This window comes from Alishewanella longhuensis (assembly GCF_014653435.1).
GTDB classification, from domain to species: domain Bacteria; phylum Pseudomonadota; class Gammaproteobacteria; order Enterobacterales; family Alteromonadaceae; genus Alishewanella; species Alishewanella longhuensis.
Window position 1 is genome coordinate 264,988 of sequence record NZ_BNAO01000002.1, and the last position, 21,171, is coordinate 286,158.

Genomic DNA, 21,171 nt, shown 5'->3' on the forward strand with positions numbered 1-21,171 from the left:
CAGCATTTGAGACAGCACCCTGTTATTTTACGTAGAACCAGGATCGATAGGTTTACGCTGCACCCCTTCCCTGGCACTAATCCCCTGAGTTGCACTAAAGCGGCTTTGTACCTGCCATTTCGGCCTGATCGGTGTTAATGGCAGCTCACGCTTTCTGGCAACGAGTAAGTAACTGGAAGCAAAATACCTTAAATAGCGTTCACTAAAACGCTGCCAGCGTCCTTGCTTATGCTCTGCTGCTAATAGGGCGCTACAAAAAAATCGCTCTTCACTAAGAACTTCAAAACCAATCAGATGTAACCAGTCTTTGATGCGGGAAGCACTAAAAAAATGTCCCTGCCAGGGAAAGTCTTGTTTTAACCAGGGGATATGCCGACAAAGGCCTGACACACTGTATGGGTTAAAACCTGTTAGTAACAAATAACCATCACCAATAAGTACTCGATGCGCTTCACGAATAACATGGTGAGGGTCAACCTGAAATTCCAGACAATGACTTAGTAACACGGCATCAACGCTGGCTGCCGCAATGGGCAGAGCATCTGCGTCGGCAACGATCTGTGCTAAAGAAGCTACGTCGCCTAGAGTGACTTGATGGCGCAAACGGGCCGCCTGGGTATCAAGCTGGCTACTTAAATTGCCTACTTTTAATAAGTAGTAGCCGAAAATCTGCTGCCACCAAGGATCCAACTGCTGGCTAATTGCCACCGCCAGTGCCTCCCCCTGACGAAATGCCTGCCAGCCTGCGGGAGCAGCGGGATGATTTTCACGTAGTGCTGGTTTCATGTTAAGGTTCTGCCTCGACTTTTTTTCAGGATAACAAAATGACAACGATTATCCCACTCCCCGCTTTTCAGGATAACTATATCTGGGTGCTAAGTCAGTCAGATACCCCCTGGTGTGTGGTCGTTGATCCTGGCGATGCCAGCGTGGTTAACGACTATTTAATTCAAAATGAAAAAAAACTATTGGCAGTTTTGATCACTCATCACCATGCCGATCACACAGGGGGGCTGATGCAGTTAAAACAGCAGTGGCCCGAGCTACGAATCATTGGTCCGACAGCTGAACACGCTAGAATTCCAGCCTTAACCGAAACGGTAGGTGACGGTGCAATAGTCGTTTTGCCGCAACTCAAGCAGCAATTTCAGGTAATAGCGATACCGGGACATACCGCCGGACATATTGCTTTTTATTCAGCGCCCGTTTTGTTTTGTGGTGATACGCTATTTAGCGCAGGCTGTGGTAGGTTGCTGGAAGGCGAATTTAGCGAAAGCGCCATAAAAATGTATCAATCTTTACAAAGACTTATTAGCTTACCTGAGACTACAGAGGTTTACTGTACTCACGAATACACCTTAGCTAATTTACGCTTTGCCCTTAGTATTGAACCTGATAATCTGGACTTGCAGTATTATCAACAGCAGTGCCAGGTAAAACGCCAGAACTTTAAGCCAACCCTGCCCTCAAATATTGGACTTGAGAAAAAAGTTAACCCTTTTTTACGATGCAATAACAAAGACTTACAGCTGAAACATAATCAAAACTCGGCACAGTCGCTATTTGCTTACCTAAGGATGGCCAAAGATCAATTTAAATCCTGACTTGCATTGAGCTGTCAGACAGGTAATATATTTTTTTTAAATCTGGAAACCCGTTATGACTGTAAGAATCTCTGCCGTAGTATTGCTGGCACTGTTAACCGGCTGTGTCAGCACGACAGGGTCTGACTCTGATAACACCAACACTGTAACAGCGAACTCGGCTCCGCAAAATAGCGGTTATAAAAACAAAAAAGCCTCTGAAGATTTCCATCGTAATACAGCGTCAGCTGAATCTATAGCCGATAGATTATGGTCATCGGGCTTAAGTGAAGAGCAATTATTAGATGCCACTGAACTCGAAGATCTCTGGCAACGCATCCAAACACAGCTGAGTTTTAATGTGCCACAAACCCGCGCTATCGTAGAGCAGCGCAACTTCTACGCTGATAATCAAAACTACCTGGATCGAATTTCAGGCAGAGCCCAGCCGTTCCTTTACTACATTGTACAAGAGCTGGAAAAGCGAGCAATGCCATTAGAGTTGGCTTTACTCCCTATTATTGAAAGTGCTTTTGATCCCTCCGCCTATTCTCCGGCAAGAGCAGCAGGGATGTGGCAGTTTATGCCCACAACGGGTAAGCGGTTTGGTTTAAAACAAAACAGTTGGTACGACGGACGTAAGGATGTAATTCAATCTACACAAGCGGCATTAGACTATTTACAATACCTTTATAATACGCTGGAACACGACTGGCTAAATGCTATCGCTGCCTATAACGCCGGTGAAGGACGCATTATGCGGGCCATTCAGGCCAACAAAAAGCGCCGTTTACCCACAGATTTTTGGTCTTTAGATTTACCTGCTGAAACCACTGCCTATGTACCAAAACTGTTGGCATTGGTCGATATCCTGGCTCGACCTGAAGAGTTTCAAATTGTTTGGAAATTTATCGCTAACGAACCCAAAATAGCTGTTGTTGAAGTAGGTAAACAGCTGGATTTAAGTATCGCCGCTGATCTGGCAGAAATAAGTTTGGCTGATTTACAGGCCTTAAATCCTGGCTTTAACCAATGGGCAACCGCTCCAGATGGCCCACATCATTTGGTCTTACCCATAGAGCAGGTTGATACCTTTAATAGTAAGCTTGCGCAGACACCGCTAGAACAGCTTATGCAATGGCAACCCTATCAGGTTAAGAGTGGTGATACCTTAGGCGCCATTGCCAAACGTTATCAAACCACAGTTAGCGCCTTGACTAACCTGAATAAACTGAGCGGCAATACTATTCGTATTGGCCAAACCCTGCTTATTCCGCGAGCCAGCGGCAGTGACGAACAGTCAGCTGGGCCAGATTTACAAAATATAGGTCCAGCAGAAAGTTCAACTCAAACAGAGTACATAGTACAGCGCGGTGACACGCTATGGGATCTAAGTCGCAAATATGATGTCACCGTAGCACAGTTACGCAACTGGAATAAGCTTGCCAGTAACGCTATATTAAATGAAGGCCAAGTGTTACAAATTATACAGAGTAACCAAGCTCAATATGCTCAGTTGAAAACCCGTACCGTAAATTACCGTGTCAGGTCTGGGGACTCGCTGGCTAAAATCGCTCAGCGTTTTAGCGTAAGCGTTGACGATATCATCAAGTGGAATAATATTAGCCCTGAGCGTTATCTGCAGCCGGGCCAGCAGCTAACATTATTGGTTGCTGCAACCGCAGTTTGATCATTTAGAGGTTCGCCATGAGATTTCTGGTGTTGGCCCTATTATTAGTTAGCTTTTGCAGCCAGGCAACTTTTAATTATGAAGGGGAAGTTGCACTGCACTATGTTAATGGGGAGCAGCGCACTCAAAAGTTTTCGCTGGCATTAACCCGGGAAGCAGGTAACTATCTGTTTCAAGTTGGCTCTCAGAGCGCTCGTGTCGCAGCGCCACCACAAAAATATGCGTTATCGCTAATACTGCAACATGATCGTGAAGTTTGGGTGACCGACTTCACTGACCAACCTTTACAGGCGTTTGTATTAACCATTGCAGACTATAAAATAATCCTTAAACAGGATCAGCAAGCAACCGCTGCTCGAGGTAAGTTTATACTGCAATTTGGTGATGAAACCTATTTCTTTGGTCGAGGACCGGCGCAAATTAATTTTAAATTAGAGCCAAGCGGTATTGTTGATATAGAAATACGCGGCATGTTTAAACCACGCCGCTAGCACCACATAAACTGCGGTGAAGCCATCTTCATCCTGAATAATTGATCTATTCTTTTTGGGGTTGTAACGCCGGAATAAGGCCAGACGCCAAACAGAGCAGCGGAGCTAACAGTAAAAACCAAAAGTTAGTCAACGGGATATCATGCCAATAGGCATGTATGGCTGCGGTAAACTGAAAAACCAAACCAAAGATACCACAATAACATAACAAGCGGTTAAGCCAGCGTTTGGGGAATCGCACTTTCAAACCTATATTGTTGCTTTATCTTGACCAACATGCGCGAAAATACCCCTAATAACAGTCTCTGATGTTCACTATAGTAATGATGTTGCTTTACAGAATCAAAACCTACGAATCCAAATAACTCTGTATCCGCTAAAATCGGCAAAGCCAACAAGCTCTTAATACCCTGCGGTTGTAACAGTTGTTTTAACGCGTCGCCGTGAGGCAACGACGGCACATCAGGGATATACATCTCGCCACCTCGTTGATGCGCATTCACCCATTGCGGTATTGCGGTTAACGGCACCTGCTGCAAATTATTAATCTCCGGGACAATGCCATTAGCGCACCATTCAAAGGTATTAGAACACGTTTGTTTGTTAAAATCATAATCAAAGATATATACCCTATCAGCCGCTACAGCTGAACCCAACTGGGCCAAAGTCTGATTAAGTAACACAGGTAACTCATCATTTTCTATGCCGATAAAACGCTGAGCAATATCTAGCATCAATGCGGTAAGTGATTGGGTGTCCATCGCGGAATCGGCTCTAAATACCGACATGTTCACATTAGGTATTTGATGTAAGGTAATCAACAGCAGACCAATATCAGGCGCATAACTTTGCACCTGATAACTAAGGGAAGTATTGACCGAATAATATACCGCACGCCGATTAAAATCCTCTGCTTGGCATAATTGCAATTGCTCAGAGCTTAAACCAGTGACTACTTTAAAAACCGCGTTAGCCGCGACAAATTCCGCTTGCTCAGGCTGCTCCTGAGGACTACGAAATAAAGCACAAGCAAAAGGAGCTTGGCGCCACCATTGAAAATAGTCGATTTTAGACATCCTGTTACATCCGACAATATAGGGCGATAGAAAGCAAAAAGCATTCTGCTAAATCATGGCGTCTGGCTGCTGCTCAGGTGCAGCCAAGGCAAAGGCAGCTAACTGCTGACAATGTTGATAAATGCGATGAATGTGCGGATAGCTTTGCATATCTAAGTTAAAACGCAAAGCATTATAAACCTGTGGTACCAAACAGACATCCGCTAGCGAAATTTGGTTACCATAGCAATATTCGCCGCACGTAAGAGAAAGGCGCTGCTCTAAAGCAGTAAAACCTATTGTTAACCAATGCTGGATCCAGGCTAATTTCTGCTGCTCATTAAGCGCTAATGGTCCAGTAAGATATTGCAGTACCCGTAAATTGTTTAAAGGATGAATATCACACGCAATATCTAAGGCCAAAGCTCTAACCTCTGCCCGGCCCTTAGCATCTGTCGGTAACAGCGCAGGCTCAGGGTATACTTCTTCCAAATATTCAATAATCGCTAATGACTGGTTTAAGCTCAGGTTATCATCCTGCAATACTGGCAACAACTGCGCCGGGTTGAGTAATTGATAATCTGCATGATGTTGCTGTCCGCCATCCTGCAACAGATGCACGGGTATGGTTTCAAAGCCAAGCTGCTTCAAATGCAGCGCTATTCGCACCCGATAAGCGGCAGATGAACGCCAGTAACTATAGAGTTTCATAAGCTAGCTCCAAAAAACAGCCCGCAGCTAAGCCGCTGCGGGCAAGTGTTAACATTGAGTCACAATGGTAACGCTATTTTTTTCTGTACTCTACTACCTGCTGCTCGATAGCACCAAAAATGCTCTGGCCTTGCTCGTCCAACATCTCTAAACGAATGCGGTCACCAAACTGCATAAACCGAGTTGATGGTTTTCCATCACGAATGGTTTCAATCATCCGGATCTCGGCAATACAGCTATAACCCACACCACCCTCTGCAATAGCAGTACCGTAAGCCGTACCCTGCTTGTTAGACACAGTACCTGAGCCGATAATAGCGCCAGCGCCCAGGTTACGGGTTTTCGCCGCATGCGCCACTAACTCACCAAAGTGGAAGGTCATATCAACACCGGCATTGGGCTTACCAAACAGCTCGCCATTGTAGGTTGATAATAACGGCAAATGTAACTTACCTTCACGCCAATATTGACCTAACTCTTCTGGGGTTACGGCTACCGGACTAAAACTTGAGGCAGGTTTAGACTGGAAAAAGCCAAAGCCTTTAGCCAGCTCGTTAGGAATTAAACCGCGCAAGGACACATCATTTACCAGCATCAGCAAACGGATTTTCCCTAACGCCTCTTTTGCAGTGCAGCCCATCGCCACATCATCAGTGATGACTGCGACTTCACCCTCAAAATCAATACCATGCTCGGTACTAATCGCCTCTATTGGATCGCGTGGGCCAATAAAATCGTCTGAGCCGCCCTGATACATCAGCGGATCAGTCCAGAAAGTCTCTGGCATCTCGGCATTACGGGCTTTACGCACCAACTCGACATGATTGACATAGGCACTGCCATCCGCCCATTGATAAGCGCGTGGCAAAGGCGACTCACACTCGGCCTGGTTAAAGGCTTGCTCACCGTTAACGGAGCCAGCATTTAATGCCTGGTAGATCTCCGCGGCTTTCGGTGCTAACACAGCCCAGTGATCTAACAACTGCTGCAGGGTGCTTGCGATATGCGGGATAGCGATACAACGCGTTAGATCGCGACTTACGACAACCAGCTGACCATCACGGGTCTGATTTTTTAAACTTGCTAACTTCATTGCTATTCCTTAATCGGCCACTTAGCCTTTAACTTGCCAGCTATTAACATATTCCGGATTTTCGGTCGTCAGTGCCGCTTCTCCCACTTCCAACGCATCGCGGGTATCGAGCATTACAGCCACCTCATCAGTAAATTTTTTCCGGTACTCTTGTCCGGCCAGAAAAGCTTTCGGGTGAGGTCCGTGCGTAAAACCTGCAGGATGAAAAGTCACCATGCCTTTTTCAATATTATCACGGCTAAAAAAGTCACCGGCGTGATAGAACAGCACTTCGTCATAATCATCATTATTGTGATAAAACGGCACTTTTAACGCGCCAGGATCGCTCTCAATTGGCCTTGGCACAAAGGTACACACCACAAAACGCTGTGCCACAAAAGTAGTATGTGCCGAAGGAGGTAAATGATAGCGGTGACTCATTAGCGGTCGGATATCACGCCAGTTAATTCGCATTACCGCTAAGTCGCCATGCCAGCCGATCGCATCCAGTGGATTATAAGGATACGTAATCACCGATACCTGATTATGCCGTTTAACTTCTACCTGCCATGTCTGTTCACTGTATTGCGCCTGAAAAGCCGCATCAATTTTTGGCGTGTCCAGCATCGCTGGATCAAAGATAGCATGATTACCTACCAAACCTTTTTCAGGTAGCTGATAGCTATCATTAGTGGCTTCAATTAGCACCACAAACAAGGGCTCTAAAGGTTCTAAACGCCACATGGTAGAGCGTGGGATCACTACATAATCGCCATCACGCAGCGTTAAGTGTCCATAATCACAGTATAGCTCAGCACTGCCTTCATGGATAAACAACAGTTCATCACCATCGGCATTTCGCGCCAGCCGCGTCATCTTTTCCGCTAAACGCCAGGTGCGGAATTTACAATGGGCATTGTGCAATAACAACGGCACCGCCCATGGCGACTGGGTGCTGACATCGGCTAAGGCGTTAAAATCAAATAAACGTGGTCTTAACGGGCCTTGCCAATCACTCCACCCTGTAGGGGCATGCCGGTGATGGAAATGGGTTGCTGGCCCAAAAAAACCGCTACGGCCGGCTTCCCGCTCGTAAATACCCTGCTCGGGAAAATCGGCATGAGCCTGCCGTGATACATCACCTTCCTTCAGTGGAAACGATGCCCATTTACGCATTGCTTAATACTCCGCGCTGAATTTGATCTTCTTCAATAGATTCAAACAAGGCTTTAAAGTTACCTTCACCAAAACCCTCGTTACCCTTACGCTGGATAATTTCAAAGAACACCGGGCCAATCACCGTTTTGGTAAAGATTTGCAGTAAAATGCCATCTTTCATCGGTGCACCGTCAATTAGAATACGCAGTTCACGCAGCTGCTCTAAATCTTCGGTGTGGCCTTCTACCCGGGCATTCACCTTATTGTAATAAGTTTCTGGCGTTGGCATAAACTCCATGCCACGCTCGCGTAAGGTCCGTACCGTTTGATAAATATCATCGGTAGTAAGCGCAATATGCTGAATACCTTCGCCATTATATTCACGGATAAATTCTTCAATCTGTGATTTATCGTCTGAAGATTCATTGATAGGGATGCGAATTTTACCACATGGCGCTGTCATGGCGCGTGATACCAGACCCGTTAACTTACCTTCAATGTCAAAATAACGGATTTCACGGAAATTGCCGATTTTTTCATAAAAACCAGACCATAAATTCATATTACCGCGCATGACGTTATGTGTAAGATGATCTAACACATCCAAGCCAACACCGTGCTTAGCCATCTCAACCTGCCAGTTATCATAGTACTTAAAGTCGATATCATAGACAGAGCTGGCACCATAGCGGTCAACAAAATACAGTAAACTACTACCAATGCCATAAACGGCTGGAATATTAAGCTCCATCGGACCAATTTGGTTCTTGTACTCTTTGGCGCCATTAGCCAAAGCATGCGATAACGCGGCAGCGGCATCTTTTACCCGAAAGGCCATAGCACAAACTGATGGGCCATGCTTGCGGGCAAATTCTTCTGCCTGGGAATTTGGCTCTGCATTAATAATAAAATTAATATCGCCCTGCTTATACAGCCAGGCTTGTTTAGAGCGGTGTTTTGCCACTTCGGTAAAACCCAGTGACGAAAATAAGTCTTTTAATTTCTGAATACCCACGGCGTCGGCAGCGGTATATTCTACAAACTCAAAACCATCGGTACCCAATGGATTAATGTGATCAGTCATTGCTCTACTCCTGTCTTTTATCAAAGCAATTTGCTTTTTGTGGGCATTATCATGCGCTAGCGCCATAAAAAAGGAAGAGGCGTCACAGTAACAACCTAAAGCAAGCCGATTGACGAAAATGTACAAGAAGCCATACAAAAACCGCGTTTTTAGCAAAGCATAAACAGAAAGGCCGTCAGCTCTGGCTGACGGCCTTACAAAAGTACAGCTTTTAGCACAAAAGCGTATTTAAATTTTTACGCTCTTGCGATTAATGCCATAATCGCGCAGCTTATTAGCAACAGCGGTATGGCTTAAACCAAGCTTTTTCGCTAACTGGCGCGAACTTGGGTAGGCCGGAAACAACTTACGTAACAAGTTGGCTTCAAAATGTTTTACAGCTTCATCCAAAGTGCCATCAAAATCTTGTTCTAAATAGCCAAAGTCACTGGTGTAACTGGGTAACTGCAAATGGTGTTTATCCAGCTCGTTACCATCCAGTAAGGTAACTGCCCGATACAAGGCGTTTTCTAATTGCCGCACATTACCGGGCCACGGATACTGCTGCAAAAATTGGCTGCAGTTTTCGGTCAGTTTGGGCGCTTTGCGTCCTAACCTTGCCGCGTAACGGGCGATAAAAAATTCTGCGAGCGGCACCACATCTTGTTTACGTTCACGTAATGGCGGCAAATTAAGCGTCAGCACATTTAAACGGTAAAATAGATCTTCCCGAAATTTGTGTTCTTGTACCATCGTAGGCAAATCTTTTTGTGTGGTGCAGAGCACCCGCACATCAACTCGAACCTCTTGCTCTTCACCTACGCGGCGAAAACTGCCATCTTGTAAAAAGCGTAACAGCTTAGTTTGCAGCTGATGCGACATCTCCCCCACTTCATCTAAAAAGACGGTGCCACCATTCGCTTGCTCAAAAATGCCTTTTTTTCCTTCTGCCGTACCGGGGAAAGCATTGGGCCCGTAGCCAAATAACTCAGATTCAGCGACATTATCTGGCATAGAGGCGCAAGGTACCGTTAAAAAAGGTTTAGTATGCCGACTGCCGGCAGCATGGCAGGCTCTGGCGAGCAACTCTTTGCCAGTACCCGTTTCGCCCATGATCAGAATAGGAGCATCTAACTGCGCCATACGTTTTGCCTCACGCACCACTTTGCGCATGGTATTACTGCTGGCCTGAATATTGTTGAAGCTTTCTTGATCGCCTTTTTTAAAGGCAATCATATGCTGACCTAACCGGCTTTCCGATTTAAGATTAATTACCGCGCCAGCCAGGATCTCGTTACCGCTTTCATCCGGCACCAGCACAGGTAGGATATCGGCGATAAAACGCTTGTTATGAATTTCAAAACGACGGGTTTGCGCCAGCACATCCTCGCCTTCCAGCCAGCGTAAAAAATTAAAGCCCTTCACCATACCTTGTAAAGATTGGCCAGCAATATCTTCTCTGGCGACAGAGAGCGCTTCTAACGCAGCATCATTAATTACCGTTACATTAGCTTTAATATCAATGGCAATAAGACCATCTGGCAAAGTTCTAAGCAAGGTCAGCAATTCATTATGCTCGCGCTCAGATGGCATAAAGGCAGTAGTTTTTACATCTTCCACGCCATTGATGCGGCGCATCTTCGCCATCAACTCCTGAAATTGTTCAAAGTTAACCGTAGGAAAAGAAACATAGATTTTATTTAACGAGGGATCGACCTCGATACCACGCAGATCCAACTGGTAACCTACCAGGATATTTAATACTTCCTGAGCAAGACCCAGTCGATTTTGACAAAGAATTTCTAAACGCATAACTGCTATACACCTTTGACTGAACCGATGTAGCATAATACGTTATAGATCGGCTAACAGACCAGAGTTATTGTAAACAAATATGAACAAAACACAGCAGAGGCAAATAGCCAACGGTGAAACGCGCGGTGTCTAGCTGCTCCCCAGAAAATTGCAGCACGTTAAGCTGTAACTTTCTGGGAAGGGCGCATCTTAAACCAGGAGGGTGTCAGTTTTAGCGGCACAAATAAAGTCGTTCTTGTGTAACCCTTTAATTGAGTGTGACCACCAGGTTACGGTTAACTTACCCCACTCTAACAATAGGGCTGGGTGATGCCCTTCCGCTTCGGCCATTTCTGCGACTTTATTGTGAAAGGCCCAGGCTTGTTTAAAGTTCTTAAATTTATATAAACGTTCTAACTGTAAAATACCATCACGGACTACCGGCGTCCAATCAGGTATTTGCCGCATCAGCTCTGGCAACTCAGCATCAGACACCTTAGGTGCATCAGCACGACAAGCCTCACATTGCATTTTAGTTAACTCTGTCATAACTCTATCCTAACTCGCTTGTTGTTCTTTTGGGGGAAACTTAGGGGCATGTAAGCCTAACGCTTTCGCTTGCTCAACTAGAGCCATCATATCCAACTTAGCCACGTCAAATAGTTCATCAATGTGGTTTAGCGTAAAATACACCGGCTGCATAATATCGATACGATACGGTGTTCTTAGTACTTCAAGCGCATTAAAAGGCTGCCGCTCTGGCACCTCAGACTGCAACGCATAAAGAGTTTCACCCGGTGAGGATAAAATTCCACCACCGTAAATACGTAAGCCCTCAGCCGTCTTGAGCAAACCGAACTCTATGGTAAACCAATATAAACGTGCCAAATACACCCGATCTTGTTTACTGGCCGCTAATCCCAGCTTACCATAAGCATGAGTAAACTCAGCAAAGGCGGGATGAGTTAACATGGCGCAATGGCCAAAGATTTCGTGAAAAATGTCTGGCTCTTGCAAATAGTCAAATTCTTCGCGACTGCGAATAAAAGTCGCCACCGGAAAACGTTTATTAGCAAGTAACTCGAAAAATTTATCAAAACTAATCAGAGCGGGCACTTCTGCGCATTCCCAACCGGTGCATGCTTTTAGCACTTTGCTTACTTCAGCCAGCTGAGGAATGCGATCTTCTGGTAATTGCAGTTTTTGTAAGCCCACCATAAATTCTGAACAAGCTTTGCCGTCAATCACTCCGAGCTGGCGGGTGATAAGTTCATGCCATATTTGATTTTCTTCATCACTCCAGTGGATAACACCATTGGCATCCGACTGACGCGACACATATTTATTGGTCTTAGTCATACACTACCTGTTGTTTTGAGCAAGGCGGCAACATACCGCAAGGCTGCCGACATTATTCTAGTAAAGGAGTCGGCTTTAGTGGTTCGGATACTAGTTGATAGTGCGCCAGGAGTTAATCCCAGCGCAGCGAAAACTCTACGTAGAAGGCGTAAAGTATAAGTTACAGTTAGCGTTAAACCAGCATATAGCCAGCAGAGGCCTCTGGTTTAGTTACAGGCAGAATACTCAAGGCGTACTGTAAATCTGCCAGTATATCGTCAATATGCTCCAGGCCCACCGACAGGCGAATTAGCCCATCACTAATACCTGCTGCGGCCCGCTCTGCTGCTGTGTAAGGACTATGGGTCATCGAGGCGGGGTGCTGCACCAGCGACTCGGCATCCCCTAGGCTAACCGCTAAACTAAACAGTTTAAAGCGGTTGATCACCTGCCGGCTCTGCTCTAAATCAGCCTTTAATTCAAACGCCAGTACGCCACCGGCAGCTTTCATCTGTTTACCGATAAAGCGATAACCTGGATGGCTGGGTAAACCAGGATAATGCACTACTGCTACCGCTGGATGCGTTGCTAAAAACTCTGCGACCTGCTGAGCACTGTCACAATGGCGTTGCAAACGCACCGCCAAAGTTTTTAAACCGCGAATGATTAACCAAGCATCATGTGGACTTATGGTCGCGCCCATATCTTTTAACGTTGTTAGCTTAATGAGATTAATTTTCTCCGCATCCGATACGATGATCCCGGCTACCACATCTCCATGGCCATTGAGATATTTGGTAGCACTATGAATCACGATATCAGCACCAAAGAGGGCGGGTTGCTGCAGTAAGGGAGTCATAAAAGTATTATCTATTACTGACAAGATACCATGCTGCCGGCAAAGTCCGCATAAGAATGCTAAATCCAACACCACCAGACTAGGATTAATAGGCGTTTCAGCAAACAACATTTTGGTATTGGGCTTAATAGCTGCGCATACTGCGGCATGATCAGTCATATCCACAAAGCTGACTTCAATGCCATATCGGCTAAATTGGTGGCTAAACAAAGCAAAGCTACAGCCATAAAGGGTATTAGAAGCGATCAGATGATCGCCGTGCTGCAAGAAAGCCATAGTTGACGCCGCTACGGCGCCCATACCGGTGGCAGTGGCCGCCGCATCGGCCATCCCCTCTAAAGCGGCAACTTTTAATTCTAACTCTCGCGTGGTTGGATTCCCCAAACGGGTATAAATATACCCAGCCTCATCGCCAGCAAAACGCGCAGCGCCCTGTTCGGCGCTATCAAACACGAAGGTAGAAGTTTGGTACAAAGGTGTACTAAGCGCACCATAAGGTTGTTTGGTTTTACCTGCATGAATACAGAGTGTTTCAGGATGTTTATTATTGTTATTTGTCATAATGTCTACCATAGAAGGTTACTCGATAACTCCCCTACAGCATTAACAGAAAGGCACAAAATTGGAAGCAAGCCAGACGGCTTGCTATCCACAATATTGAAAAATTTCAGTCGTAAAAACTGTCAGTTTTTATTGTCAGTCGCTGGCGCTGCAGTAAAACGGCTAACAAGGGCTTTACTCAGATCGCTAAAATTAAGCTTTTGCGCGGCATTTAGCGGTAACGGTCGTAGTTGCTGCTGCGCCAAATAGCCTAACCTTGCCACCAACAACCCAGCTATAATCCCCTGACCTGCGCGAGCTGAAAGCCTAGCCGTTAACTCGCTACTGAGTAAATCGCCGGCCATATCCAGCGCTAATTCTGAACCACCAGCCCACAACAAGGCTGCTAATGCCCGTTTTAGCATCGCTAAGCTGCGTAGCTGCCCCACGGGTGCACCATATAGTTCAGCAAGCTCCCTCAACATTCTGCTGCTCCGCCAAATAACCAACACCATATCGGCTAGCGCAAAGGGACTAATCGCCACGGCAAGACTGCTATCGGTACTCGCTCGCCAAATCAATTGTTGGGCTTTTTTATCCACGGTACTCAGGACCAAGCGGTCGAATAACTGCAGTTGTTCTTGATCACTATGCTCTGGGGTAACAGCCTGACGCCATTGTGCAGCGACATCTACGACGTTATTTTCAGGCATTACCTGCAAAATGCCCTCACATAATCCCCGAGCCTCTCCAAACTGCACGCTCTGTGCAATACGGGCTGCTTGTTGTTGCCATTGTTGATTTAATTTAAGACGGCGCCATAAACGCCACTCGCGCCAACTCACAATCACCAGTAAGCTCAGCAGCACAACACTTAGTAAACTCGGTAAGAGCGCAGAAAGAATACTCTGTTGCCAACTTTGCTGCAGCCATTGGCCCCATTGCCACACGCCCATTAATACAAGCAGCAACAGTGCCAGTGTCATTAAAAACCCGATCCAACTTCGCTTTGCTGTTGTTGCTGTCGCACTAACGGCCACATCAACAGCAAAAGCGTTGTCGGCAAACTGTTGGCGTTGTTGCAATTTTGGATTGACAGTCGAGGTTTTTGGCTGAACCGAAGCCGCAAAACGCTGTGCCGGTTTAAGTTCACTCATTGCAGTTTGTCTCCGAGTAGAAACTCCAGTGCATGATCCATTCGCACATGAGGTAGTGGTTGCTGCATGCTAAGAGCAAGCGGCGCCAGCGCAGGGAACTGAAAAGGATGACATTGAAACAAGGCCGCATCTGGCAAGCTGGCGGGTACATCACCAGGAAACAGCGTCACTGGCGCGATAGCGCCTAACTCTCGTCCACTAATGCAGGGATATTTCTGTCCTTGCTGCTCGACAAAACCGGTAGTACTTGCCCGAATAGCTGCTAATGCCATAGCTTCGCTGTGAGCTGCTGCATAATGACTGTGCTTAATCGGTTGCTGTAGTAATTGCTGCAGCAATAAGGTCAGCGCTTTATGTTGTTCCGGCGTTACATGATCTGCTTTACTCGCGGCGAAAAGGACTTTAGTAATTTGAGGTTTAAACAGCCTGCCCAGCAAGCTGGTTGGACCATAGCGAAAACTCTGCATAATCAGCCCCAAGGCTTGCTGCAGCTCTTGCATCGCAGCGTGTCCGGCATTCAGGGCCGATAAGCAATCTACCAACACGACTTGACGATCTAAACGTGAAAAATGCTGTTTGTAAAAAGGTTTAATGACGTAATTACAATAACTTTGATAGTGTGCAGTTACACGCTGCAACAAAGGACTCGCAGTAACAATTTGCTCGGGTAATAAAGGAAACAGTTGCAACATAGGTGCACCAGCTAACTCTCCCGGCACTAACAATCTACCTGGCTGATGTAAATAAGTGCCGGCATGTTCGCAAAATTGTTGCAGCAAAGCACTGTAGGCCTCTGTCAGGTGCTGCAACTGCAATTCGCTGATATCGTTTAAATCAGTTTGCTGCAATAACTCGGCAAAAGGCTTACTGAGTGCCTGACGATGAGGTTGACGAAACAGTTGCCAGCAAAACTCAGACCACTGCTGATAATCTTGTTGGAGCATTGGCAAATCCAGGAGCCACTCACCCGGGTAGTCCACTAGCTCTAATTGCAACTCGCTGTGGTTTTGCAAACGTGCCCGCATACCACTGCCTGGCTTATACCTTAAGGTTAAATTAAGCTGACTCCATCCGGTAGTCGATGGCGGCCATTGGGGCGGCTGTTGCAACAGGTATTGTAAATTGTGCTCATATGGAAAACGGGGTAACGCTAAAGGTTGCATCGTGGCCAAACGCCCCCCCAGATAACGTCCTTGTTGCACTACCGAAAAAAAAGGTAGGTGTGTGGGTTGATCACCTAAAGTTAACTGGTGTATCAACGAGGTAATGAAAGCGGTTTTACCGGCACCGCTTAAACCGGTCACGCCCAGCCGTATATGCCGGTCCAAAGCGCGATTTCCCAGTTGCCGGCCCTGATACTGTATATCGTCTAACCAGCTCATACTTTATGTAGTTCCTTAACAAGGTTGCCAATTTTACAGGTTGTTAAATTCGCGATTTAGCTGAAAACGATTTGAGGTAACATGCCGTTCCATATCACGTAGCTTTAATTCCATACTGTTAAACTGGTGATTTAAATGCTGCAATGCCTGTTTCGGTGATTCACCGCGTTGCCAAACCCGGGTTTTTAGCTCTACCGGCCTATCGGCATAGGCGGTAGCACTGCTTCCGGCGGCGAGATGTTTCGCCGCTTTAGACTTTTTTTCCAGTACCACCCAGGCAGCAATATAAAGCACAAAGATGATACCACTACCGCCGAGAAAAAAAGCTGATACAGTGATAATCCGCACTAACCATAGCTCCCAACCAAAGTAATCGGCGATACCGGCACAGACCCCGGCAATTTTGCCATTTTCATCGTCTCTGAGTAGCTCGCGTTTTTTACTTATCATGCTGAGTTCTCCATCTTGGACTATCGGCATCTAAAATAGCTTCAAGCGTTTTAATTCTTTCCGCCATTTTTTCAGCTTTGAGCGTTAGCTCGTTTAACTGGTTCAGCTCACTGTCGCTTAAACCTTGTTTGATCTTATTTTTACTACGGTAATGCATAATCACCCATAGCGGTGCTACAAAGATCATAAACAAAATCAATGGCACAAAAATAATCTCATGAATATCCATCGGTTAGTCCTTGCTTAGTAAAGACGCCCTACTCAGGCGTCTTTTTTCTGATTATTCTGGTTGCTCATTTTGGCTTTTAACGCCGCCAGTTCGTTATCAATCTTATCTTGTGCTGCTAATTCAGCAAACTCATCTTTTAGGCTTTTCTTACCTAAATCATAAGCTTCTACCTGCGCTTCTAAAGAATCAATCTTTTGCTCGTAGCGCTCAAACTTGTACATAGCATCATTAATGCGATTGCTATCCAATGTTTTCTTTACCTCTAAGCGGCTAGCAACAGTTTGCTGACGCATCAACATACTCTTTTGCCGAGCTTTGGCATCCGCCAGTTTTTCCTGCAACTGCCCCACTTCATCCTGTAATTTACTGATATGCTCATCTAAATTGGCAATATCACGATTTACAGCGGCAGCCTGATCGGCGGCTTTTTGCCGTTCAATTAAGGCGGCACGTGCCAGATCGTCGCGCTCTTTAGATAATGCCAGCTCAGCCTTGGCCTGCCAATCGGCGGTTTCCTCTTCCAGACGGCTAACCAGCCGTTGTAATTCTTTTTTCTCCGCAATCGTCTTAGCCGAAGAAGAACGCACCTCAACTAATGTATCCTCCATTTCCTGAATAATCAGGCGGACCATTTTTTCCGGATCTTCGGCCTTATCCAGCAAAGCATTCAGATTGGAGTTCACGATGTCGGAAAAGCGTGAAAAAATACCCATAATAGTTACCTCTTTGTTGGTATGAATGTCATAGACACTTAATGTTATTCAGGTTTCTTGCCAACTTGTTTTTATATTTTAAGGCTATGATTTTAATTGCTTTTATTTATTTTAAAATTTCACTGTTGCCCAACGCGATTATGAAATACACTATTAATTAGCTAATTTCACTAACTTGTAGCCGCTATGAATCGAAAGTATCAGCAAGATAACCTTATTGGCCAAGCCAACAGCTTTTTGAATGTACTGGACCAGGTGTCACAACTGGCACCACTGGACAAGCCGGTGCTGATAATTGGTGAACGGGGCACTGGTAAAGAGTTGATTGCTGCTCGACTGCATTTTTTATCAAAACGTTGGGATCAGCAATACCAAACGCTAAATTGCGCCGCTTTAAACGAGAACCTTTTGGAGAGTGAGCTGTTTGGGCATGAAGCTGGGGCTTTCACCGGCGCCAGCAAGCGACATGAAGGCCGCTTTGAACGCGCTAGTGGCGGCACGCTTTTTCTGGATGAGTTAGCAAATACCCCGGCCATGGTGCAAGAAAAGTTATTACGCGTTATCGAGTATGGTGAGTTTGAGCGAGTTGGTGGTAGCAGACCCATCCGGGTCGATGTGCGGTTAATTTGTGCAACCAATGAAGATTTGCCATCGATGGCAGAGCAAGGCGAGTTTCGTGCCGATCTTTTAGACCGCTTGGCGTTTGATGTGATTACGCTGCCTCCCATGCGCGAGCGTAGGGAAGACATCTTACAGCTGGCAGATCACTTTGCGGTTAATATGGCGCGGGAGTTAGGGCTAGAATTATTTAGTGGCTTTACCGAGCGAGCTAAGCGCACTCTACTCGATCACGACTGGCCTGGTAACGTCCGCGAACTAAAAAACGTGGTAGAGCGTGCCGTTTATCGAAATAACAACGCCTATGTACCTGTCCACCATATCCAGCTAGATCCTTTTGAATCGGCATTTCGTCCGCAGAAACGGATACGAACTCAGGCAAAACCGCTGCCAGCAACGAGTATTCCCGAAGTGATGGCTGCGGCCCCCGTTAGCATTACTGCCAGTAGTACAACACAAAATACGCTCGATTTTAGCCAACCATTAGACTTTAAAATTTTATCACAAGACTTTGAAATTAATTTAATCAAGCAAGCACTAGCCGCTAGCCAGTATAATCAGAAAAAAACCGCTGATATGTTAGGATTAACCTACCATCAGTTGCGGGGCTATATGAAAAAATATCAATTACTGGACAGTCAACAGTGAAAAAAAAGTGCTTTATCGCGGCCGCCACGCTGTTGCTGCTCTGTGCCTGCCAGCAAGAATTACCGGAAAACATTCGTTCAGGCCTGGTCTACTGTGCAGAGGGGGCTCCGGAAAGTTTTAACCCACAACGGGTAACCTCCGGCACCACTATCGATATTGTCAGTCAGCAACTTTATGATCGGTTGCTCGATATCGATGCGCGAAATGGCGACTTACTGCCGGGCCTGGCGATTTCCTGGCAACGTTCTACTGATGGCTTAACGTATGACTTTAATTTGCGGCAGGATGTCGCTTTTCATCATACCAGCTACTTTACTCCAAGCCGGCCCTTTAATGCTGAAGATGTGGTTTTTACCTTTAACCGCATTATGGATCCAACCCATCCGTATCACTTTTTGGGTGGCGGTATTTACCCCTACTTTCAGAGTGTGGATTGGGCGAGTCTGGTAGAAAGTGTCAGTGCCAGTTCTCCTTACCAGGTACGTTTTCAATTAAGCCGGCCTGACAGCTCTTTTTTAGCTAACCTGGCTACTGACTTTGCCGCCATCTTATCGGCAGAATACGGCGCGGCTATGCTCACTGAGGGCCAACCACAATGGTTAGATAGCCGCCCTATTGGCACGGGGCCATTTCGTTTTAAAGAATATCAAAAAGATGTGTTGGTGCGTTTATATCGCCACAATCACTATTGGCAGGGCCAGGCAGCTATGGAGCAATTAGTGTTTGATATAGTGCCAAATAATGCCAGACGAATGGCAAAGTTGCTCACGCACGAATGTGATATTGTAGCTTTTCCCCGTTTGGCAGAGTTATCACTGATCACTGAACGCCCCGATGTTAAGGTACAAGAAAGTACCAGTATGAACGTAGGCTTCTGGGCCTTTAATACCCAAAAACCACCTTTTGATCAGATAAAAGTGCGGCAGGCATTAGCGCTGGCCATTAATCAAAATGCAATCCTACAAGCCGTGTATTTTAATCAGGCCACTGCAGCGAAAGGGGTATTACCCCCTACGTCTTGGGCCTTTGATGCCGAGCTGCCTAACGCCGAATATAACCCACAGCAAGCAAGAGCCTTACTGGCCGAAGCGGGCTTAAGCCAGGGCTTTATTATGGATATCTGGGCGATGCCGGTGCAGCGTTTGTATAACCCGAATGCACTCAAAATGGCTGAATTGATACAAGCCGATCTGGCACAAATCGGCGTCACGGCAAATATCATCAGTTATGAATGGAACACCTTTCGCCGCAAATTATCCGAAGGCGAGCATGACTCGGTACTCATTGGCTGGGCAGCTGATAATGCCGATCCGGATAACTTTTTTCGACCTTTACTCAGCTGTGCTGCCGCTGACAGCGGCAGCAACAGGGCCCATTGGTGCGATCCGGTGTTCGATCAATTGTTACACCAAGCGCTTAGCACCGACGACCAACAGCAACGTCGGGCGTACTATCTCGCTGCACAGCGATATTTGCACGCAGCGAAACCCTTAGTTGCCCTAGCACATTCACAACGTTTTCAGGCTATTAATGCGAATGTGGAAGGCGTTAGCATCAACCCTTACGGTGGTATAGCCCTGTTTGGTGCCAGGCGGGTGACACCATGATAGTATTTTTGCTACGTCGCCTATTTTTGCTCGGAACCGTATTATTTGGTCTTAGCGTTTTTGCATTTAGCTTAGGCTATTTATTTCCTGGTGACCCACTGCAAAATTTTAGCGGCATGCGCTACATCGACAGTACGCTGCGCGAACAGTTAATTCTGCAGTATCGATTAGATCAACCCTACAGTGCCCAGTATCTGGCATTTTTAGGCCGTATTTTACAAGGCGATTGGGGCTTATCTTTTGCCAGTCAGCAACCTTTATTAAAAGAGATCTGGCAAGTATTGCCTGCCACACTGGAACTCACCGCATACGCGCTACTGTTGTCTTTTATGCTGGGTGTACCTTTGGGCATTTTGGCTGCGATAAAGCCAGAAGGTACTATCGGTAAAAGTATTTCGGGTATCGCTCTGGTGGGTTATTCGTTACCCATTTTCTGGTGGGCTTTACTGCTGATTATGTTTTTCTCGGTTACCCTAGGTTGGCTACCATCCGGCGGCCGTCTCGGTGTGCTCTACGAAGTTCCGACCATTACCGGTTTTATGTTATTGGACATTTTATTATCCGATGTCAGTTACCAGCACGCTGCGTTATGGGACGCTCTCCGACATCTGACACTGCCTACCTTAGTACTGGCAACCTACCCGACTACCGTGATGATCCGCTTCGTGCGTGACGCCATGCTGGATGTGTGGGAGCAAAATTACATTAAAACCGCTAAAGCCAAAGGGTTAAATCGGGTACAGGTGCTGTACCGGCATGGTCTGCGTAATGCCCTGCTACCGGTGATCCGACAAATCGGTCTACAATTTAGTGCCTTGATTACCCTGGCTATGCTGACTGAGGTTATTTTTTCCTGGCCAGGTATTGGTCGCTGGCTGATTGACAGTATTTATCAGCGAAACTTCCCGGCAATACAGGCTGGGCTGATGATTATCTCTACCTTGGTGATTACCATTAATATGCTCACCGAAATCTTACACACGCTGTTTAATCCGCTGGCCAGGAAGTATTAA

21 protein-coding genes are annotated in these 21,171 nt (G+C 46.2%); 6 read left to right on the forward strand and 15 right to left on the reverse strand.

What is annotated here, in order from left to right:
* Positions 1-27 precede the first annotated feature (27 nt).
* Entirely contained in the window at positions 28-786 is a 759-nt protein-coding gene (locus IE163_RS05225) for a class I SAM-dependent methyltransferase (protein ID WP_189430955.1), read from the reverse strand.
* Positions 787-824: 38 nt separating this feature from the next.
* Here IE163_RS05225 and gloB point away from each other — a divergent pair, with 38 nt between their 5' ends.
* From gloB to IE163_RS05240, 3 genes are read left to right on the forward strand one after another with little or no spacing between them, the layout of a single operon-like run.
* Positions 825-1,604, forward strand: coding sequence for a hydroxyacylglutathione hydrolase (gene gloB / locus IE163_RS05230; protein ID WP_189430956.1), 780 nt, complete (start codon positions 825-827; stop codon positions 1,602-1,604).
* A 55-nt stretch (positions 1,605-1,659) separates the two neighbouring features.
* Positions 1,660-3,273: a LysM peptidoglycan-binding domain-containing protein gene (locus IE163_RS05235; protein WP_189430958.1), complete on the forward strand. Its 1,614-nt coding sequence runs from the start codon at positions 1,660-1,662 to the stop codon at positions 3,271-3,273.
* A 17-nt stretch (positions 3,274-3,290) separates the two neighbouring features.
* Positions 3,291-3,764 (forward strand): hypothetical protein, encoded by a 474-nt coding sequence (locus tag IE163_RS05240; RefSeq protein WP_189430960.1) that lies wholly within the window; start codon positions 3,291-3,293, stop codon positions 3,762-3,764.
* 215 nt (positions 3,765-3,979) lie between these two features.
* On the opposite strand, the gene IE163_RS05245 is transcribed toward IE163_RS05240, so the two are convergent.
* From IE163_RS05245 to pspA, 14 genes are all read right to left on the reverse strand, one after another.
* Positions 3,980-4,840, reverse strand: a complete 861-nt coding sequence (locus IE163_RS05245; RefSeq protein ID WP_189430962.1) for a GAF domain-containing protein — start codon at positions 4,838-4,840, stop codon at positions 3,980-3,982.
* A 48-nt stretch (positions 4,841-4,888) separates the two neighbouring features.
* A complete protein-coding gene (gene maiA / locus IE163_RS05250; protein WP_189430963.1) occupies positions 4,889-5,530 on the reverse strand; it encodes a maleylacetoacetate isomerase in 642 nt (213 codons plus the stop codon).
* A 73-nt stretch (positions 5,531-5,603) separates the two neighbouring features.
* Entirely contained in the window at positions 5,604-6,623 is a 1,020-nt protein-coding gene (locus tag IE163_RS05255) for a fumarylacetoacetate hydrolase family protein (RefSeq protein WP_189430965.1), read from the reverse strand.
* A gap of 21 nt (positions 6,624-6,644) precedes the next feature.
* Positions 6,645-7,778 (reverse strand): homogentisate 1,2-dioxygenase, encoded by a 1,134-nt coding sequence (locus tag IE163_RS05260; protein WP_189430967.1) that lies wholly within the window; start codon positions 7,776-7,778, stop codon positions 6,645-6,647.
* The gene (gene hppD, locus IE163_RS05265) at positions 7,771-8,844 is read right to left on the reverse strand and encodes a 4-hydroxyphenylpyruvate dioxygenase (RefSeq protein ID WP_189430969.1); all 1,074 of its coding nucleotides are present in this window, start codon (positions 8,842-8,844) and stop codon (positions 7,771-7,773) included. Before hppD ends, IE163_RS05260 begins: the two co-directional genes overlap by 8 nt.
* 228 nt (positions 8,845-9,072) lie before the next feature.
* The gene (gene tyrR / locus IE163_RS05270; RefSeq protein WP_189430971.1) at positions 9,073-10,635 is read right to left on the reverse strand and encodes a transcriptional regulator TyrR; all 1,563 of its coding nucleotides are present in this window, start codon (positions 10,633-10,635) and stop codon (positions 9,073-9,075) included.
* Between the two features lie 192 nt (positions 10,636-10,827).
* Positions 10,828-11,166, reverse strand: coding sequence for a 4a-hydroxytetrahydrobiopterin dehydratase (locus tag IE163_RS05275; RefSeq protein ID WP_189430973.1), 339 nt, complete (start codon positions 11,164-11,166; stop codon positions 10,828-10,830).
* A 9-nt stretch (positions 11,167-11,175) separates the two neighbouring features.
* Entirely contained in the window at positions 11,176-11,976 is an 801-nt protein-coding gene (phhA, locus tag IE163_RS05280; RefSeq protein ID WP_189430976.1) for a phenylalanine 4-monooxygenase, read from the reverse strand.
* Positions 11,977-12,148: 172 nt separating this feature from the next.
* Entirely contained in the window at positions 12,149-13,375 is a 1,227-nt protein-coding gene (locus tag IE163_RS05285) for a trans-sulfuration enzyme family protein (RefSeq protein WP_229833443.1), read from the reverse strand.
* A 122-nt stretch (positions 13,376-13,497) separates the two neighbouring features.
* A complete protein-coding gene (locus tag IE163_RS05290; protein ID WP_189430979.1) occupies positions 13,498-14,511 on the reverse strand; it encodes a TIGR01620 family protein in 1,014 nt (337 codons plus the stop codon).
* Positions 14,508-15,893, reverse strand: coding sequence for a YcjX family GTP-binding protein (locus tag IE163_RS05295; protein ID WP_189430982.1), 1,386 nt, complete (start codon positions 15,891-15,893; stop codon positions 14,508-14,510). Before IE163_RS05295 ends, IE163_RS05290 begins: the two co-directional genes overlap by 4 nt.
* A 33-nt stretch (positions 15,894-15,926) precedes the next feature.
* Complete coding sequence (gene pspC / locus IE163_RS05300) at positions 15,927-16,343, reverse strand: envelope stress response membrane protein PspC (RefSeq protein WP_189430984.1); 417 nt, start codon at positions 16,341-16,343, stop codon at positions 15,927-15,929.
* Positions 16,333-16,572: an envelope stress response membrane protein PspB gene (pspB, locus tag IE163_RS05305; RefSeq protein ID WP_189430986.1), complete on the reverse strand. Its 240-nt coding sequence runs from the start codon at positions 16,570-16,572 to the stop codon at positions 16,333-16,335. The genes pspC and pspB overlap by 11 nt, the downstream gene beginning before the upstream one ends.
* Positions 16,573-16,604: 32 nt before the next feature.
* Complete coding sequence (gene pspA, locus IE163_RS05310) at positions 16,605-17,285, reverse strand: phage shock protein PspA (protein ID WP_189430988.1); 681 nt, start codon at positions 17,283-17,285, stop codon at positions 16,605-16,607.
* A 186-nt stretch (positions 17,286-17,471) separates the two neighbouring features.
* Here pspA and pspF point away from each other — a divergent pair, with 186 nt between their 5' ends.
* Genes pspF through IE163_RS05325 form a run of 3 tightly spaced genes read left to right on the forward strand, consistent with a single transcriptional unit; the run spans position 17,472 to position 21,171 of the window.
* Positions 17,472-18,551 carry a phage shock protein operon transcriptional activator gene (gene pspF, locus IE163_RS05315; protein ID WP_189430990.1) on the forward strand — a complete coding sequence of 360 codons (1,080 nt, stop codon included), beginning with the start codon at positions 17,472-17,474 and terminating at the stop codon, positions 18,549-18,551.
* Complete coding sequence (locus tag IE163_RS05320; RefSeq protein WP_189430991.1) at positions 18,548-20,158, forward strand: ABC transporter substrate-binding protein; 1,611 nt, start codon at positions 18,548-18,550, stop codon at positions 20,156-20,158. The genes pspF and IE163_RS05320 overlap by 4 nt, the downstream gene beginning before the upstream one ends.
* The gene (locus IE163_RS05325; RefSeq protein WP_189430993.1) at positions 20,155-21,171 is read left to right on the forward strand and encodes an ABC transporter permease; all 1,017 of its coding nucleotides are present in this window, start codon (positions 20,155-20,157) and stop codon (positions 21,169-21,171) included. The genes IE163_RS05320 and IE163_RS05325 overlap by 4 nt, the downstream gene beginning before the upstream one ends.

What these genes read in the sequence shown, in the direction of transcription:
- IE163_RS05325 (WP_189430993.1), top strand. Translation starts at nt 20,155, where the DNA reads ATGATAGTATTTTTGCTACGTCGCCTATTTTTGCTCGGAACCGTATTA.
- IE163_RS05240 (WP_189430960.1), top strand. Translation starts at nt 3,291, where the DNA reads ATGAGATTTCTGGTGTTGGCCCTATTATTAGTTAGCTTTTGCAGCCAG.
- maiA (WP_189430963.1), bottom strand. Translation starts at nt 5,530, where the DNA reads ATGAAACTCTATAGTTACTGGCGTTCATCTGCCGCTTATCGGGTGCGA.
- IE163_RS05255 (WP_189430965.1), bottom strand. Translation starts at nt 6,623, where the DNA reads ATGAAGTTAGCAAGTTTAAAAAATCAGACCCGTGATGGTCAGCTGGTT.
- IE163_RS05285 (WP_229833443.1), bottom strand. Translation starts at nt 13,375, where the DNA reads ATGACAAATAACAATAATAAACATCCTGAAACACTCTGTATTCATGCA.
- phhA (WP_189430976.1), bottom strand. Translation starts at nt 11,976, where the DNA reads ATGACTAAGACCAATAAATATGTGTCGCGTCAGTCGGATGCCAATGGT.
- IE163_RS05260 (WP_189430967.1), bottom strand. Translation starts at nt 7,778, where the DNA reads ATGCGTAAATGGGCATCGTTTCCACTGAAGGAAGGTGATGTATCACGG.
- IE163_RS05290 (WP_189430979.1), bottom strand. Translation starts at nt 14,511, where the DNA reads ATGAGTGAACTTAAACCGGCACAGCGTTTTGCGGCTTCGGTTCAGCCA.
- tyrR (WP_189430971.1), bottom strand. Translation starts at nt 10,635, where the DNA reads ATGCGTTTAGAAATTCTTTGTCAAAATCGACTGGGTCTTGCTCAGGAA.
- pspC (WP_189430984.1), bottom strand. Translation starts at nt 16,343, where the DNA reads ATGATAAGTAAAAAACGCGAGCTACTCAGAGACGATGAAAATGGCAAA.
- hppD (WP_189430969.1), bottom strand. Translation starts at nt 8,844, where the DNA reads ATGACTGATCACATTAATCCATTGGGTACCGATGGTTTTGAGTTTGTA.
- IE163_RS05275 (WP_189430973.1), bottom strand. Translation starts at nt 11,166, where the DNA reads ATGACAGAGTTAACTAAAATGCAATGTGAGGCTTGTCGTGCTGATGCA.
- pspB (WP_189430986.1), bottom strand. Translation starts at nt 16,572, where the DNA reads ATGGATATTCATGAGATTATTTTTGTGCCATTGATTTTGTTTATGATC.
- IE163_RS05225 (WP_189430955.1), bottom strand. Translation starts at nt 786, where the DNA reads ATGAAACCAGCACTACGTGAAAATCATCCCGCTGCTCCCGCAGGCTGG.
- IE163_RS05295 (WP_189430982.1), bottom strand. Translation starts at nt 15,893, where the DNA reads ATGAGCTGGTTAGACGATATACAGTATCAGGGCCGGCAACTGGGAAAT.
- IE163_RS05245 (WP_189430962.1), bottom strand. Translation starts at nt 4,840, where the DNA reads ATGTCTAAAATCGACTATTTTCAATGGTGGCGCCAAGCTCCTTTTGCT.
- pspA (WP_189430988.1), bottom strand. Translation starts at nt 17,285, where the DNA reads ATGGGTATTTTTTCACGCTTTTCCGACATCGTGAACTCCAATCTGAAT.
- IE163_RS05235 (WP_189430958.1), top strand. Translation starts at nt 1,660, where the DNA reads ATGACTGTAAGAATCTCTGCCGTAGTATTGCTGGCACTGTTAACCGGC.
- gloB (WP_189430956.1), top strand. Translation starts at nt 825, where the DNA reads ATGACAACGATTATCCCACTCCCCGCTTTTCAGGATAACTATATCTGG.
- pspF (WP_189430990.1), top strand. Translation starts at nt 17,472, where the DNA reads ATGAATCGAAAGTATCAGCAAGATAACCTTATTGGCCAAGCCAACAGC.